We start from the raw sequence: 14,758 nt of genomic DNA, 5'->3' as shown, positions 1-14,758 counted from the left end.
TTGGTTTTACAGGGAGAATTCAGCCGAAGCTTGTGAGATAGGCTGCCGTCACTGAGTGATCCGGATCGAGGCCATAAAGGATTGCATGCCGGTCAAGGCAGGTGCAGGGATGCGAGATGCCGAACTCGATGACGTCGCCGACGGCGACGTCGCTGTCATCGACAAGCGTTAGGAAGGCATGCTGATCGTTGAGGCGGAAAACTCTGGCGCCGTCGAGATCGGCGAGGCGCACGCCATTGCGATAAAGCGCCAGCGGCCGCGGCAAGTCCTGGTCCATCGCCACGTCGCGCATGCCCATGCCTGAAATCGCAAGCCCTGGCTCCGGCCGCGACAGGACCTCGGCCCAGACCCTGAGCGCCGGACGGAAACCCGCCGCCGCGGAAACGATGTCGCCGCCGATGCGAAGGCCGCCGCGCGCATCGAGACCGGCAAGGCCGCGCTCGTAGACGCCGTGATCGTGAAAGAAGATCGCGCCGCTGCGCAGCACGAGCCGGCAGGCGGGATCGGCCGCGACGGCGGCCGAAAGCCGCGCGACGACGACGTCGAAAAACACCGAACCGCCTGCTGTGACGAGAAGCGGCCTCTCTCTGCCGATGCGGGCGCGGATCTTCGGCAGGAAATCTGATGTCATCGCCATCAGAGCGTCGATGCGAAGTCTGGTCTCCTCCGGACTGGCGGTCGCCGCCGCACCCTCATAGGCGGCGATGCCGCTCAGCCGGAAGCTCGGCGTCTCCACGGCAAGGATCGTATCGAGGATCGCGGCGGCGGCATCGGCGCTGCGAAGACCGGCGCGGCCGGCGCCGAATTCCACCATCAGACCGAGCGGCGGCAGATCTCCGCGTTCCTGCCATGCGGAGGCAAGCGCCTCGACCAGCGCTATCGAATCCACGAAGACATGAACTTCCGCGTCGGGATAATCCGAAAGCAGCGCCGCAAGCCGGCGGGCGGCGGCGGCCCCGCCGATCTCGTTGGCGAGGATCAACCGACGCTGTCCCGCCCTGAGCAGCACGGCCGCCTGACGAATGTCGGCGACCGTTGTGCCCCAGGCGCCTGCCGAAAGAAGCCTGTCCGAGAGCGCCGTCGACATCGGCGTCTTGGCATGCGGCGCGATTTCGGCACTATTGCTCTTCACATAGGCCATCATCAGCTCGACGTTCCCGGCGAAGGCCTGCCGGTCGAGCGAGATCAGCGGCAGCGCCATCCGGCCATCATAGGGCTTCCATCCCCGGGTTCCGATGGCCGCGAGCGGCAGCGGCGGATGGCCGGGCGGAAAGCCCCGCACCCGCTCGTCGATCAGCACGTTTTCGGTCGCAGTGTGAAGATCAGACATGGGAACCTCTCCCGATCTCGGCCGGATCGGCCAAACCAAGGCGATAGGTGTCGTTGGCGGTGGCAAAGAACAAAGCGCGTTGCTCGTCCAGAGAGAACTCGGCGGCGACCGTGCGGAACACCTGATAGACCTCGTCGAAAGACGCATGCAGGCCGGCGACCGGGAAGTCGCTGGCAAACATCGCGCGCTCAGGGCCGAAACAAGCGAGGCAATGTTCGATCACCGGCCGCAGGCTTTCGAGCGTCCACGCATGGTCATAGGCGACGAGGTCGGAAATCTTCAGGCGAATGTTCGGCTCTTTGCCGAGTGCGCGCAGGCCGCGGCGCCACAGCGCCATGCCGTCCTCCGTCCGGTCGATGGGGCTGCCGCCGTGGTTGAGGACGAAAAGCGTTTGCGGAAACGCCCGCACCAGGTCGAGCGCCTCATCCATCTGCCAGGGATAGAGCATCAGGTCGAAGACCAGTCCGAGCCGCGTGGCATGGGCAAGCCCCGCGCGCCAGGCGGGATCGGCCATGCGATCCGGACGCGATGCAAAACGCTTCGCCACATCGGGATGCCAGCTCAAAATATCGCGGATGCCGACGACATTCGGATTTTGCGCTCCCGCTTCGAGCAAACGCACGGCATCCGCCCCGTCGAGGGGGACGCGGGCGATATAACGGTGCGCCACCCCGGAGCTGCGGTCGAGACCCTCAAGCCAGCGGCTCTCTTCCAGCGGGTAGGCAACCGACCAGCCGGCCTCCACATGCACCGTCGCAATGACGTTCTGTCGCGCAGCATCGGCCCGATAATCGTCGATGCCGTAATCACGCAGGATCGGTCCGAGGTTTCCGACCACCATCTCCTCGCCGGAAGCCCGCGCCTTCTCAAGCCAGGGGTGGCGCTGCAGGCTGAGATCCCAGAGATGGTGGTGCGGGTCGATCACCGGCCCATCGTAGCGCTCGGTCATCGGCGCGCCTCGCGGCCGGAAACGAGCAGCAGGGCGAGGATCAGCGTGCCGAACATGATCGAGCGCCAGCCGGGCGAGGCGTTGACGACGGTGATCAGCGCCGTCGTGGTGACGAGCAGGATCGCCCCCGGGAATGTGCCGGCATAGGTGCCGCGGCCGCCGAGGATGGAGGTGCCGCCGAGCACGACAGCGGCGATCGAGGTCAGCAGATAGGGATCGCCGATGCCGACATAACCTTGCCGGTTCATGCCCAGCACCAGAATGCCCGCAAGTCCCGCAAAGAAGCCGGACAGGGTGTGGACGATCAGCGTATTGCGGGTGACGCTGACGCCGGAAAGCCGGGCGGCGAGTGGGTTTGCCCCGAGCGCCAGGAACCGGGCGCCGATCGGCATGCGGTGGACGAGCAGCAGGACGACGACCGAGACGGCGAGCCACAGAATGATGCCCGAGGGAATGCCGAGCGGCCGCGCCTGGCCGAGCAGGATGACGGCCGGATTGCTGACGGTGACGGCGCTGCCGCCGGCGACGATGACGAGCAGCCCCTGCAGGAAGGTCGCCATGGCAAGCGTCATGATGATCGGCGGCACGCGAAGATAGGCGGCACCCGCGCCGTTCATCAGGCCGATGCCGGTGGCGATGGCAAGGGCCGCCGCGATGCCGGCAAGGCCGGTCGGGTCCCAGGCGGGCGAGATCAGCGGCAGCAGGATCGCCGTGACTGTGATGACAGCGCCGACCGAAAGATCGATGCCGCCCATCAGGATGACGAGCGTCTGGCCGGCCGCGACGATGCCGATCACCGCGGCGAGTTCGAGGAGGTAGCGCAGATGGCCATAGGCGCCGAAACCACGCAAGGTGAAGCTTGCGACGATCCAGACGAGCGCGACCAGAAGGAAGGTCAGCAGCGGCGGATTGCGAAACGCGGACCGGATGATGTTCATCGCCTTGCCCTCCATACGCCGAGAAGCTCCGGAACGGCGACCGCCCCGACGATGATCAACCCTTGCGCGACATATTGCGCGACCGGCGGGAAGCCGAGGAAGAACATCACGTTGATCATGACAGAGAGCAGCAGGCTGCCGCAGATCGCGCCGCGCATCGTGCCCTTGCCGCCGAGGAAACCGACGCCGCCGAGCACGGCGGCGGCGATCGAGTTCAGCGTGAAGGGCGTGCCGATCACCGGATCGCCCGAGCCGGTCTGCGCCGCGACGAAGAGGCCGGCCAGTGCCGCAAGCAGACCGGAGAGCGCGAAGGCTGCAACCTTCACCCGTTCGACCGGGACGCCGGAGCGGAATGCGCCGACCGGGTTGTCGCCGGCCGCATAGATACCGAGGCCGAGCGGCGTTGCGAGAAAGACCTTCCAGAGCATGAGGATCGCGACCAGCAGCAGGAAGGCGACGGGCGTGTGGCCGGCCAGCACCGTCGACAGCCAATCGGGAATGAACCCGCCCGGCCGCGGCAGCAGGATCAGCGCGACGCCGCTGATGATGAAGGAGCCGGCCAGCGTGACGATGATCGCCGGTAGCCTCAGATGCGTCACGATGGCGCCGATGACGGCGCCGATCGAAAGGCCGGCGAGTGCAACCGCGAGGATGCCGCCCGGCACGCCGAGCGCCCCTTGCATCGTCGTCGCCGCGATCACCGCGCCGAGGCTGACCAGCGGGCCGATCGCCAGCGTGATGCCGCCATTCAGCATCAGCAACGCCTGCGCCATGGTGACGAGCGCGAGCGGGAACCAGTTCTGCGTGAACTTGGAAAAGCCGCCGATGGTCAGGATGCCGGGAAAGAGCAGCGCATAGAGGATGAGAAAACCAGCGACGACGAGATAGAGGCCGGCGAGGCCGCGGTTGCGGCGCAGCTGAATCGAACCGTAGAGCCGGGATGACGAAATCGTGCTCATGCCGCCTCTCCCTGCGTCGTGGCCGCAATACCCATGGCCGCGCCGACGATCGCGCCTTCGCTGATTTGATCCTGCGACAGTGTTGCCGCGACGCGCCCCTCGCGCAGAACCACGACGCGGTCGCAGAGATGCACGAGCTCCGGCGTATCGGAACTGACGAGAATGACGAGCCGCCCCTCGGCGGCGAAGGCGCGCAGCATCAGGTAGATTTCCCGCTTGGTCTCGATGTCGACGCCGCGCGTCGGATCGTTGAGAAGCAGAATGGAGGGATCTAGCGGCAGCCATTTGGCAAGCGCCACCTTCTGCTGGTTGCCGCCGGAAAGCGCCTGCACCGGGCGGGCCGTATCGCCCTTGATCGTCAGCCGGCGCGCGAGAGCGGCGACCAGGCCACTTTCCGCCGGCCGGTCGCGCAGTCCCTTGCGGGCGAGCCGTCCGAGCGAGGGCAGGATGAGATTGGCGGCAATGGAATGCGGCAGCACCAGTCCCTCATGTTTGCGGTCGGCAGGCACATAGACGATGCCGGCTGCATTCGCCGCACCGACATCGGCGGGCAGGCCGGGTTTGCCTGATACTTCCGCCCGGGTGGCAGACGCGGGAATCGCGCCGTAGAGGCCGAGCAGCAGGTCTTCCTGCCCTTGTCCCACCAGCCCGCCAATGCCGACGATCTCGCCGGCGCGGGCGGAGAAAGCGACATCCCGCACCATGCCGGCCGAAAAACCTTCGACGCTGATGCACATCGCACCGGGTGCCGCGGCCGGGCGCGGCGGGAACAGGTCGCCGGTCTCGCGGCCGACCATCAGGCGCACCAGACCCTCGCCGTCGATGCCGGACAGCGATTGATCCGCCGTGACGACGCCATCCTTCAGCACGGTGACATGCGAGCAGAGCGCCTGCACCTCGTTGAGGCGGTGGGAGATATAAAGAAGCGCCGTGCCGCGCGCGCTCAGAGTCTCGATCAGCCGGGCCAGGATGCCGGCTTCGTGCGCCGAGAGCGACGAGGTCGGCTCGTCCAGGATCAGCACGCGCGGCTTGCGGAACAGCGCCTTGGCGATTTCCACCATCTGGCGGCGGCCGAGGGCGAGATCGGCGACCGGCATGTCGAGCGGCTCGGTCAGTCCGACCATGTCGCAGACCTCTCGTACACCGCGATGCAGCGCTCGATAGTCGATGAGGCCGAACCGGCGCGGAAAGGCGCCGGTCCCGATGTTTTCGGCAATCGACAGGCTGGCCGTCAGGCTCAGCTCCTGTTGAACCACGGCGATGCCGGCGGCGCGCGCCGCCGCCGGGCTGAAACGCCCGACAGGCCTGCCGTCGATGAGGATGGCGCCGCTGTCCGGCTGGAGGGCGCCGGACAGCAGATTGATCAACGTCGACTTGCCGGCGCCGTTTTCGCCGAGCAGGGCGTGAACCCTGCCCGGCAGAAGGGCGATGTCGACGCCCTTCAGAACGGGATTGCCGAAAAATCCCTTGAACACCTGCCGGGCTTCCAGCAGGGGTCTTTCTTCCGTCATGACGGCGTCCCTCAATCCGGATTATTTGGTGGCAAGCAGCTTGTCGAAGAGCGCCTTGTCGTAATCCGAGTAGATATAGCCGTCAGCCGGGAACTTGTCGGCTCGGGCGAGGTAGCTGTCGATCGTGCTGTCGTCGATGACGGGCAGCGGCACCTTGACGAAGGAGGGCACGTCCTTGCCTTGCAGCGCCTGCACGGCGGTATAGACGGAAAGCGCACCGAGCCAGTTCGGCTGCATCGTCGCCCAGCCCTTCAGGCCCTTCTCCTTCCAGAGTTCCAGGAACTGCCGGGCATTTTCGCCTGTCGTCGGTACCTGGTCGCGGCCCTGGCGCTCGAAGGCAAGGACGGACCCGGCCGACAGCGCGCCGCCGAGCGACAGCACGCCGTCGATTTCGGGATTGGCAAACAGCAGGCTGGTCATCGCTTCCTGTGCCGGCGCGACGTTATATTCGGTGTTGGTCTCGGTGATCACCTGCAGACCCGGATTGGCATCGAGCACCGGCTGGGCGCCCTTGCGGCGGTCGTCGCTGACCGAAATGCCGGCCGGGCCGTTCATGATGATGATCTTGCCCTTGCCGCCGAGCTGGCTGACCATCCATTTGGCCGCGGTCGCGCCCCATTCGTTGGAATCGGTGTTGATCTTCGCCGTCACCTTGTCGGTGTTCACAAGGCTGTCGAAATTGACGACGGCGATACCCTTGTCGCAGGCATCGGAAATGACGCGATCGAGCGCGTTGGAGGAGCCGGCGATGACGACGATGGCGTCGATATTCGCGTCGATCATCGACTGGATATGCTGGATCTGCGTCTGGGCGTTGCCCTGCGCGTCGGTGATCATCAGGTCCTTGACGAGGCCCGCCTTCTTCAGCTCCTCCACTTCGGCCGTGATGGTCCCTTCGGTCTGCTTCATCCAGGTCGGCACCGAATAGATGTTCGCCCAGCCGATCGTGTAGGGCGCCTTCCTGTCTCCCTTGATGCAATTGGCGGCGGCCGAGGCCGTGCCGGCCGAAAAGGCAAGCAGGGTGGCGGCAGCGGCAGCGCCGGCGAGAAGACGGCGGCGCAGTGAAACGGAAATGCTTTCTTCAAAAAAATTCTTCATGTCGATCCCCTTTTTGCGGCAGCGCTGGCGGCTTGCCATTTGTTATTGTCCGCTATATTGTACATATGATCTTTATACCGGACGAGCCGATCTTATGCCGATTTTTTTACCCCGCAAGAGGGGGTGGGAAGATTTCATTCGCGAGGCATGATGGGATCGATTGACAGATGCGGCAGACGGCTTGAAAAGCTTCGCCGGACAAGAACAGAGCCCGACAACAACAGGGCCTAACAAGCACGGGATTGACAGCGATGGATGCAGTTCAGGACGAAGCAGCCGGCAAGCGCGCCCGAGGGCTCGACCGCGCCTTCGAGATCCTCGACTTCCTGCGCCAGAAACGGCAGGCCTTGAAGCCGAATGAAATCGCCGCGCAGATCGGCGCGCCGCGCTCATCGGTCTACGAACTCGTCAACCTGTTGCTGAGCAATGGCATTCTCGAATTCACCGGCGGCGAGGGCCGCGTCTATCTCGGCCGCAAGCTTTATTTCCTCGGCGCCGCCTATGAGAACCATTTCGATTTTACCCGCGAATGCGAGGCGGCGCTGGACCAGCTTGCCGACGAGACGCGGGAGACGGCGCAGTTCTGCATGCTGGACGGGAACAAATATACGGTCGTGCGCATGCGCGAGGGCGCGCGGCCCTTCCGCATTTCGACCGATATTGGACAATCCGTGCCGATCCCGTGGACGGCGTCGGGCCGCCTGCTGGTTGCGCATCTGTCGGATCAGGACATCCTCAACTTCATTCCGCCGCAGGATTTCCGCCTGCCGGGCGGCGAATGGCTGGAGCCGCAGACCTTCATCGCCGAGGTGCGCCAGGCCGAGCGTGAAGGTCTCTTCACCTTCAACAGCATCGTCGACAGCTTCACCCATTGTTTTGCCGTGCCGGTGCGCGGCGAGGAAGGTCATGCAGCCGCAACGCTCTGCCTCGTTACGCCGCGCGACGACGGCATTGCCAACCGGGACCGCTACCTCGACTGCCTGAAGAAGGCCGCCGCCGGCCTGGAGCATGCCCCGGCCCGGCCAAGACGGGGCTGAGGCCTGGACAAACCAGGCATTGCCTCCGCCAGCGCGGACGTTGGTGGATGAACCGGTGCCCGGCGTCCGACATGGATATTTCCTGCTGCCGCTCCGATCGTCGATTTCCAGATTCACCCCGATCCCGCAAAACTATTCACTCCTCCCCCGAAATTACGAAATGAAGTTTCTCTATAAAATTTATAGAGAACGTAGGCTAGCGTCCTGAGAGCCAAACTGACCTCGGCCTTGAGCAGACCGGGCCATTGGCGGCAAACCGAAAGGACGCGAAATGACACGGAAAATCAGGCTTGGGGCATTTCTTCCGGGTGGCGGACAGCATGTTGCATCCTGGCGGCACCCCGACCAGCCGGTCGACGGCGCCACCAGTTTCGAGTTTCATAAACAACTCGCACTGACAGCCGAGCGCGGCCTCTTCGACGCCTATTTCCTTGCCGACAACCTGGCTGTCGGTTTCGGTGGCGCGCGTGAAGGCGGCAATGCCCGCGTTGCCGGCTTCGAGCCCGTCACATTGTTCTCCGCGCTCGCACCCCTGACCACCCATCTCGGCTTCATCGCGACGTCTTCGACCACCTACGAGGAGCCTTATACCACCGCCCGGAAATTCGCTTCGCTCGACCTGATCTCGGACGGCCGCGCCGGCTGGAACGTCGTCACCACGACAGGCGACCCGACGGCGCAGAATTTCAACCGCGATACCCAGCTTCCGCATGCCGAGCGCTATCGCCGCGCCGCCGAGCATGTCGACGTCGTCCGCAAACTCTGGGAAAGCTTCGAGGACGACGCCTTCATCCGCGACAAGGAGACCGGCGTGTTCTTCGACCCGGCGAAGCTGCACGACACCGACCATCGCGGCGAACATTTCAGCGTGCGCGGCCCGCTCAACGTGTCGCGCTCGCCGCAGGGCCATCCGGTCATCGTGCAGGCCGGCCAGTCCGACGACGGGCGCGGGCTTGCCGCGGCAACGGCCGAGGTGATCTTCACCGCCCATCAGCACATCGAAACTGCCCAGGAATTCTATCGGGATATCAAGGCGCGCGCCCGTGGGCTCGGCCGCAATCCCGATCACATCCTGGTCATGCCGGGCGTTTCCGCCTTCGTCGGCAGAACCGAAGCGGAGGCGCGGGAGAAGTACGACCGTCTGACGTCACTCATCGTCGAAGAGGATGGGATCGGCCTCCTCAATGGCCTGACCGGCGGCACGCTCGACCTGCACGGCTACGACCTCGACGGGCCGCTGCCGCCGGCGCCGCCGACCGAAGGCATGAAGAGCCGCCAGGCGCTCATCCGCCAGATCGCCGACGAAAACAATTTCACCATTCGCCAGCTCTATCAGTGGATCGCATCCGCCCGCGGTCACTACACCATCGTCGGCACGGCCGAACAGATCGCCGACACGCTCCAGCAATGGTTCGACAACGAAGCCGCCGACGGCTTCAACATTCTGCCGCCCTGGCTGCCGACGGCGCTCGACGATTTCGTCGATCTGGTCATCCCGGAATTGCAGCGCCGCGGCCTGTTCCGCACGGCCTATGAAGGCAGGACGCTCCGGGAAAATCTCGGTCTGCCCTTCCCGAGCAACCGACGGGCTGCCGGACGTGCAGCTCTCCAGGCAGCAGAGTGAGGAGCGACCCATGGCCTATGAAATCAACCAAACCCTCCCGAGAAGCCTCGGCCGCCTGAAGAGCGGCGAAAGCAATAGGCCCACTTTGGCGTCGCATGTGCGCGGTGTGCTGGCATCGCTTCTGCCGCGCTACGGTCTGCTCATCGCCTTCCTCCTGCTCTGGCAGCTGTCGAGCACCAGGGGCTGGATCAATCCGGCCATCTTCCCGCCTTTGAACGTGATCCTGTCGGCTCTCTGGACCAACCTCGCCAATGGCGCGCTGCTCGATGATATCGCCGTCAGCCTGCAGCGGTCCGGCACCGCCTTCGCCTTTGCCGTCGTGGTCGGCATTCCGCTCGGCCTGTTCATGGGCCAGTTTCGGGCCGTCGAGCAGGCGCTCGATCCGATCCTGCAGCTCTTCCGCCAGACCTCGGCGCTGGCGCTCTATCCGGTCTTCATCCTGCTGCTCGGCCTCGGCGAAACGTCGAAGATCTTCGTGATCTTCTGGGCGACGCTGTTTCCGGTGCTGCTCGCCACGATCGGCGGCGTCAAGGAGGTGGACAGGAAGCTTATCGAGATGGCGCGGACCTATGGCGCCGGACCGCTGACCATCTTCCGCCGCGTCATCCTGCCGGCCTCGGTGCCTGCGATCTTCGTCGGGCTGCGCCTCTCGGCGACGACGGCGCTTTTGCTACTGATCGCCGCCGAGATGATCGGCGCCAATAAGGGCATCGGCTTCCAGGTGATGAACGCCCAGTACAATTTCCAGATCCCGCTGATGTTTGCGGCGATCCTCCTGCTCGCCTTCCTCGGCCTTGCCGCCAATGCCTTGCTCGTCCTCCTGCAGCGCCGCCTCTGCCGCTGGTCGCAGCCGAACGCCTGATTTCTTCCTCCGATTTTTCTTTTCCGAAAGGACTTTCCATGACGTTCCATCCCCGCAACCTTCTCCTGCCGGCCGTGATCGCTCTCGGTCTTGCCACGCCGGCCGCTGCCGCCGACGCAGTGACGCTGCGCTACCTCGCGAGCCAGGGCGGCCTTGCCGCCCATGAACTTGCCGACGCGCTCGGCTATTTCAAAGACACCGGCATCACGTTTGAGAATGTCGGCTATGCCCAGGGCGGCCCGGCCTCGCTCATCGCTCTTGCATCCGGGGACGTGGAGATCGGCAGCGCCGCCACCTCCGCCGTGCTGAATTCGATCATCGGCGGCAATGATTTCGTCGCCGCCTATCCGTCGAACGGCATCAATGACGAGGTGCAGTCGACCTTCTACGTGCTGGAAGACAGCCCGATCAAAAGCATCAAGGACATTGCCGGCAAGAGCATCGCGGTCAACACGCTCGGCGCCCATCTCGATTACACCATCCGCGAAGCCCTGCATTCGGTCGGCCTGCCGAGCGATTCCGCCAACCAGGTCGTCGTTCCCGGGCCGCAACTCGAGCAGGTGCTGCGCTCCAAGCAGGTCGATATTGCCGCCTTCGGCTATTGGCAGACGACCTTCGAGGGCGCGGCGCTCAAGAACGGCGGCCTGCGTGCGGTCTTCGACGATACCGACGTGCTCGGCGACATTGCCGGCGGCTTCGTGGTCCTGCGCCGCGATTTCATTCAGCAGCATCCCGAGGCAGCGAAGATCTTCGTCGAGCAGTCGGCCCGCGCCCTCGACTATGCCCGCGAACATCCCGAGGAAACCAAGAAGATCCTGGCCAAGGCCCTGACCGAGCGTGGCGAGAACCCTGACATCGCGCAGTATTTCCGCGGCTACGGCGTGCGCGCCGGCGGTCTGCCTGTTGAACGCGACATCCAGTTCTGGATCGACGTCCTGGTTCGCGAAGGCAAGCTGAAGCAGGGCCAGTTGGCGGCCAAGGACATTATCTTCACCGCCGACGCCAAGCCGGCCAGCAATTGAGGATCCATGATGAGCCTCGCCCAGGACATTCGCCGCGGAGAGGTGACGATCCGTCACCTCTCCAAATCCTACAAGCTGAACGGCAGCCATCTGCAGGTTTTGAAAGATATCAACCTCCACATCCGCTCCGGCGAAAGCCTCGCCATCGTCGGCGCCAGCGGTTCGGGCAAGACGACCTTGCTCCGGGTTCTGGCCGGTCTCGAAGAGTCCGATACCGGTGAGGTGCTCGTCGACGGCAAGGCAATCCGCGGCGTCGGCGCGGAACGCGCCGTCATCTTCCAGGAGCCGCGCCTTCTTCCCTGGCTTGACGTCCTCGGCAATGTCGCCTTCGGGCTGGGAACAAGAGGTCTCAGTCGCGAGCAGGCGAGGGCGCGGGCGCGTCACTACGTCAAGCTCGTCGGCCTGCAGCAATTCGAGGCGGCCTATCCCCGGCAACTGTCCGGCGGCATGGCACAGCGCGTCGGTATCGCCCGGGCGCTTGCCGTCCAGCCTGAGATCCTGCTGCTCGACGAACCGCTCGGCGCGCTCGATGCGATGACCAAGATCGGCATGCAGCAGGAACTCGCCCGGATCTGGCGCGACGAGGACGTGACGACCATTCTCGTCACCCATGATCTCGAGGAGGCGATCTATCTCGCCGACCGGATCCTTATCCTGCCGCGGGAGAAGGGGGGCGAACCTCGCCTGATCGACATCGATCTGCCGCGCCCGCGCGACCGCAGCGCACCGGAATTTGTCCGGCACCGCGAGGAGCTGCTGAACCTGTTCGGGCTGCATTGAAGGCTGCTTGCCGCCGCCTTCGCAAGGGCTATACGATCCAGGGATCGATGAGTTCGATCCCGAACCCCTCGAAATCTCTGGTGTTGCGCGTGGCGAGAGTGAGATCGTGAGCAACTGCGGTTGCAGCGATCAGTCCGTCCATCGACGACAGGCCGCGGCCGCTCCGCTTCGCGCGGCCCATAAGGTCACCCCAGGCCAAGGCAACCGGCTCGTCCACCGGGATAATGCGGCGCTCGAAGCGTTGCGGCAGGTCCCGGGCAAGCCATTCGGCCAGCGCGTCGCGTTTTCGTCCGTTGTCCATCAGGGCGATACCACGCCGGATCTCCGCGATCGAGATGATGCTGACGAAGGAGCGATCCTCGTCCAGCTGATCCAGCCACGCCAGGACGCGCATATCGGGGTTCGGCCTCGTCACCTCGGACAGGACGTTGGTGTCCAGCAGAAGCCTCACAGCTCGGGATCACGCGGTTCGTCGCGTTGACGCTCGAGATCCAGATCGGCGCCACGCAGCGGCGAACTCATCAGGAATTCGGCAAGCGTTCCCTTGCGCGCAGTCTTGCGCTGCCATTCCTCGGCGGAGACGACGACGACGCTCGGCTTGCCGTTTCGGGTAATCGTCTGCGGCGCGGATTGGGCGCGTTCGATAACCTCGGAAAGCTTCGCCTTTGCGCTGGCAACGGTCCAGCTTTCATCGCCTTGTCGCGAGGGCTGCATGCTCAACTCCTGACTAGAATGACCATGCTGACTATATAAGCCGAAACTGCAAACCTGGCAAGCGGCGCGGCTATTTCGGCTTGCTTCTCGCTCCTGCGGTTAGATAGGGCCGGCGGTCCAGTTCCGCGGACCGCAAGGAACTGCGCAGCCGCAGCAGATCCTTGCGGGCGATCAGGCCGCACAGTTTTCCCGTTGCCGGATCGACGATCGGGATACGGCCACTGTCCGTCGACAGCATCAGGTCGGCGATGAAGGCGACCGTATCGTCAGGATGCCCGACGGGAACGGAATCATCCGTGACGGTTTCACCCAGCGTCTGGGCGGCGAGGTCGGGCTTGCCCTGCCAAAGAAGGGCATCGGCCCGCGAGACGATGCCGGCCAGTTTGCCCGTAGCATCGACCACCGGATAAATCCGGTGCGTCTTCTCTTGCGAGGCGAAGAAATCGCAGGCCTCGCCGACCGTCATGGTAACGGGAAGCGTATCGACATCGCTGATCATGATCTCCCTTGCTCGGGAAAGTTCGAACGGATCGACGCCATATTCGCGGGTGATGTGCTGTCCGCGGCGCGCAATTTTTTCGGTGAGGATCGAGCGGCGCAGCAGCAGCACCGTGACGGCATAGGCCACCACCGTTGCGGCGAGCAGGGGAACGAGCGTGCTGACGTCGCCGGTGATCTCCATCGCGAAGAAGGTCCCCGTCAGCGGCGCGCGCATGGTTCCGCCCATCATCGCCGCCATTCCGAGCAGCGCCCAGAAGCCCGGATCGTTGCCCGGCATGATCATCCCGACCAGCCACCCGAGCGCGCCGCCGAAGATCAGAAGCGGCGCAAGCACGCCGCCCGAAGTGCCAGACGAGAGGGCAAACAGCCAGATGATGGTTTTCACCAGCAGGATCGACAGTACTGCCGGCGCGAGCAGCCGGTTGTTGAGCAGGCCGTCGATGATGTCGTAGCCGACGCCCATCGCCCTGGGTTCGATCAGGCCGCCGAGGCCGATGACGAGACCGCCGAGCATCGGCCACCACATCCAATGGATCGGCAAAGCCTCGAACAGATCCTCGATCCGGTAGAGCAACGTCGTCAGCAATCCCGACTGCAGTCCCGATATGATGCCCATCGCCGCGCAGGCGAAGATTCCCCACCAGGGCAAGGTCACCTGGAAATGGGTCGGGAACAGGGGACCTGTGCCGAAGAGCAGCGGACGCCAGCAGATCGACACGCAGGCGGCAACCGCAACGGGGATGAAGCTGCGCGGTTTCCATTCGAACAGCAGCAGTTCGACCGCCAGCATGACCGCGGCGATCGGCGAGCCGAAGATCGCCGTCATGCCTGCGGCCGCACCGGCAACGAGCAGCGTCTTCCGCTCGGCGGCACTCATGTGAAAGAATTGCGCGAACAGCGAACCGATCGCCCCGCCGGTCATGATGATCGGCCCTTCGGCGCCGAAGGGCCCGCCCGTTCCGATCGAGATTGCCGAGGACAGCGGCTTCAGGACCGCGACCTTCGGCGACATCCGGCTGCCGCCGATCAGGATGGCTTCGATCGCCTCGGGAATGCCGTGGCCGCGGATTTTTTCCGACCCGAAACGGGCCATCAGTCCGATGGCGAGCCCGCCGAGCGGCGGCACCAGCACCACCCACAGCGAACGCGGCACGGTAGCCAGAGAGGCGGGCTCGATGCCGATCTCTCCGAACCAGACGATATTGGTCACAAGCGCGATCAGGCTGACGAGACACCAGGCCGCAAAGGCGCCTGAGGTGCCGACAATGACGGCCATTCCGACCAGCAGGAGAACCCGCCTGTCGGTGGTAAAATCGCCGGCCTCGCGCCGGGAAAGACCGCCGGTGAAATCATGCGGCCGGTTGCTTGGTTGATGCTGCGCCATGGAAGCCTCTGCTACGCGGAAACGGGTCGGTTTGAGCGAGGTCATTATA

At 64.6% G+C, this 14,758-nt stretch carries 14 protein-coding genes; 5 read left to right on the top strand and 9 right to left on the bottom strand.

Going from position 1 to position 14,758, the window contains the following annotated elements:
• Positions 1 to 19: 19 nt before the first annotated feature.
• From CO671_RS12000 to CO671_RS11975, 6 genes are read right to left on the bottom strand one after another with little or no spacing between them, the layout of a single operon-like run.
• Complete coding sequence (locus CO671_RS12000) at positions 20 to 1,330, bottom strand: alanine racemase (protein ID WP_097606099.1); 1,311 nt, start codon at positions 1,328 to 1,330, stop codon at positions 20 to 22.
• The gene (locus tag CO671_RS11995) at positions 1,323 to 2,279 is read right to left on the bottom strand and encodes an amidohydrolase family protein (RefSeq protein ID WP_097606098.1); all 957 of its coding nucleotides are present in this window, start codon (positions 2,277 to 2,279) and stop codon (positions 1,323 to 1,325) included. The genes CO671_RS12000 and CO671_RS11995 overlap by 8 nt, the downstream gene beginning before the upstream one ends.
• On the bottom strand, positions 2,276 to 3,217 hold the full coding sequence (locus tag CO671_RS11990) for an ABC transporter permease (protein WP_097606307.1): 942 nt from the start codon (positions 3,215 to 3,217) through the stop codon (positions 2,276 to 2,278). The genes CO671_RS11995 and CO671_RS11990 overlap by 4 nt, the downstream gene beginning before the upstream one ends.
• Positions 3,214 to 4,176 carry an ABC transporter permease gene (locus CO671_RS11985; protein ID WP_097606097.1) on the bottom strand — a complete coding sequence of 321 codons (963 nt, stop codon included), beginning with the start codon at positions 4,174 to 4,176 and terminating at the stop codon, positions 3,214 to 3,216. The genes CO671_RS11990 and CO671_RS11985 overlap by 4 nt, the downstream gene beginning before the upstream one ends.
• Positions 4,173 to 5,687, bottom strand: a complete 1,515-nt coding sequence (locus CO671_RS11980; RefSeq protein ID WP_097606096.1) for a sugar ABC transporter ATP-binding protein — start codon at positions 5,685 to 5,687, stop codon at positions 4,173 to 4,175. The genes CO671_RS11985 and CO671_RS11980 overlap by 4 nt, the downstream gene beginning before the upstream one ends.
• Positions 5,688 to 5,708: 21 nt before the next feature.
• Positions 5,709 to 6,785: an ABC transporter substrate-binding protein gene (locus tag CO671_RS11975; RefSeq protein ID WP_097606306.1), complete on the bottom strand. Its 1,077-nt coding sequence runs from the start codon at positions 6,783 to 6,785 to the stop codon at positions 5,709 to 5,711.
• 251 nt (positions 6,786 to 7,036) lie between these two features.
• On the opposite strand from CO671_RS11975, the gene CO671_RS11970 reads away from it, so the two are divergent.
• The 5 genes from CO671_RS11970 to CO671_RS11950 all read left to right on the top strand — a co-directional run bounded on the left by CO671_RS11970 (position 7,037) and on the right by CO671_RS11950 (position 12,110).
• Positions 7,037 to 7,822 (top strand): IclR family transcriptional regulator, encoded by a 786-nt coding sequence (locus CO671_RS11970; RefSeq protein ID WP_097606095.1) that lies wholly within the window; start codon positions 7,037 to 7,039, stop codon positions 7,820 to 7,822.
• 271 nt (positions 7,823 to 8,093) lie between these two features.
• Positions 8,094 to 9,446 carry an LLM class flavin-dependent oxidoreductase gene (locus CO671_RS11965; protein ID WP_097606094.1) on the top strand — a complete coding sequence of 451 codons (1,353 nt, stop codon included), beginning with the start codon at positions 8,094 to 8,096 and terminating at the stop codon, positions 9,444 to 9,446.
• Between the two features lie 10 nt (positions 9,447 to 9,456).
• A complete protein-coding gene (locus CO671_RS11960) occupies positions 9,457 to 10,308 on the top strand; it encodes an ABC transporter permease (protein WP_097606093.1) in 852 nt (283 codons plus the stop codon).
• A gap of 38 nt (positions 10,309 to 10,346) precedes the next feature.
• On the top strand, positions 10,347 to 11,330 hold the full coding sequence (locus CO671_RS11955) for an ABC transporter substrate-binding protein (protein ID WP_097606092.1): 984 nt from the start codon (positions 10,347 to 10,349) through the stop codon (positions 11,328 to 11,330).
• Positions 11,331 to 11,339: 9 nt separating this feature from the next.
• The gene (locus tag CO671_RS11950) at positions 11,340 to 12,110 is read left to right on the top strand and encodes an ABC transporter ATP-binding protein (RefSeq protein ID WP_097606305.1); all 771 of its coding nucleotides are present in this window, start codon (positions 11,340 to 11,342) and stop codon (positions 12,108 to 12,110) included.
• A gap of 28 nt (positions 12,111 to 12,138) precedes the next feature.
• Here the strand turns inward: CO671_RS11950 and CO671_RS11945 are convergent, their stop codons facing one another.
• The 3 genes from CO671_RS11945 to CO671_RS11935 form a co-directional block, all read right to left on the bottom strand.
• On the bottom strand, positions 12,139 to 12,561 hold the full coding sequence (locus CO671_RS11945; protein WP_097606091.1) for a type II toxin-antitoxin system VapC family toxin: 423 nt from the start codon (positions 12,559 to 12,561) through the stop codon (positions 12,139 to 12,141).
• The gene (locus tag CO671_RS11940) at positions 12,558 to 12,824 is read right to left on the bottom strand and encodes a type II toxin-antitoxin system Phd/YefM family antitoxin (RefSeq protein WP_097606090.1); all 267 of its coding nucleotides are present in this window, start codon (positions 12,822 to 12,824) and stop codon (positions 12,558 to 12,560) included. The genes CO671_RS11945 and CO671_RS11940 overlap by 4 nt, the downstream gene beginning before the upstream one ends.
• Positions 12,825 to 12,894: 70 nt before the next feature.
• The gene (locus CO671_RS11935) at positions 12,895 to 14,709 is read right to left on the bottom strand and encodes a chloride channel protein (RefSeq protein ID WP_097606089.1); all 1,815 of its coding nucleotides are present in this window, start codon (positions 14,707 to 14,709) and stop codon (positions 12,895 to 12,897) included.
• Positions 14,710 to 14,758: the final 49 nt, after the last annotated feature.

This window comes from Rhizobium sp. M10, from assembly GCF_002531955.1.
Taxonomy (GTDB): Bacteria; Pseudomonadota; Alphaproteobacteria; order Rhizobiales; family Rhizobiaceae; genus Rhizobium; species Rhizobium etli_C.
This window is presented reverse-complemented; position numbering and strand designations above follow the sequence as displayed.

Coding starts and splice junctions, on each gene's coding strand:
- CO671_RS11960 (WP_097606093.1), top strand. CDS start 9,457: ATGGCCTATGAAATCAACCAAACCCTCCCGAGAAGCCTCGGCCGCCTG.
- CO671_RS11980 (WP_097606096.1), bottom strand. CDS start 5,687: ATGACGGAAGAAAGACCCCTGCTGGAAGCCCGGCAGGTGTTCAAGGGA.
- CO671_RS11970 (WP_097606095.1), top strand. CDS start 7,037: ATGGATGCAGTTCAGGACGAAGCAGCCGGCAAGCGCGCCCGAGGGCTC.
- CO671_RS12000 (WP_097606099.1), bottom strand. CDS start 1,330: ATGTCTGATCTTCACACTGCGACCGAAAACGTGCTGATCGACGAGCGG.
- CO671_RS11985 (WP_097606097.1), bottom strand. CDS start 4,176: ATGAGCACGATTTCGTCATCCCGGCTCTACGGTTCGATTCAGCTGCGC.
- CO671_RS11965 (WP_097606094.1), top strand. CDS start 8,094: ATGACACGGAAAATCAGGCTTGGGGCATTTCTTCCGGGTGGCGGACAG.
- CO671_RS11940 (WP_097606090.1), bottom strand. CDS start 12,824: ATGCAGCCCTCGCGACAAGGCGATGAAAGCTGGACCGTTGCCAGCGCA.
- CO671_RS11950 (WP_097606305.1), top strand. CDS start 11,340: ATGAGCCTCGCCCAGGACATTCGCCGCGGAGAGGTGACGATCCGTCAC.
- CO671_RS11990 (WP_097606307.1), bottom strand. CDS start 3,217: ATGAACATCATCCGGTCCGCGTTTCGCAATCCGCCGCTGCTGACCTTC.
- CO671_RS11995 (WP_097606098.1), bottom strand. CDS start 2,279: ATGACCGAGCGCTACGATGGGCCGGTGATCGACCCGCACCACCATCTC.
- CO671_RS11955 (WP_097606092.1), top strand. CDS start 10,347: ATGACGTTCCATCCCCGCAACCTTCTCCTGCCGGCCGTGATCGCTCTC.
- CO671_RS11975 (WP_097606306.1), bottom strand. CDS start 6,785: ATGAAGAATTTTTTTGAAGAAAGCATTTCCGTTTCACTGCGCCGCCGT.
- CO671_RS11935 (WP_097606089.1), bottom strand. CDS start 14,709: ATGGCGCAGCATCAACCAAGCAACCGGCCGCATGATTTCACCGGCGGT.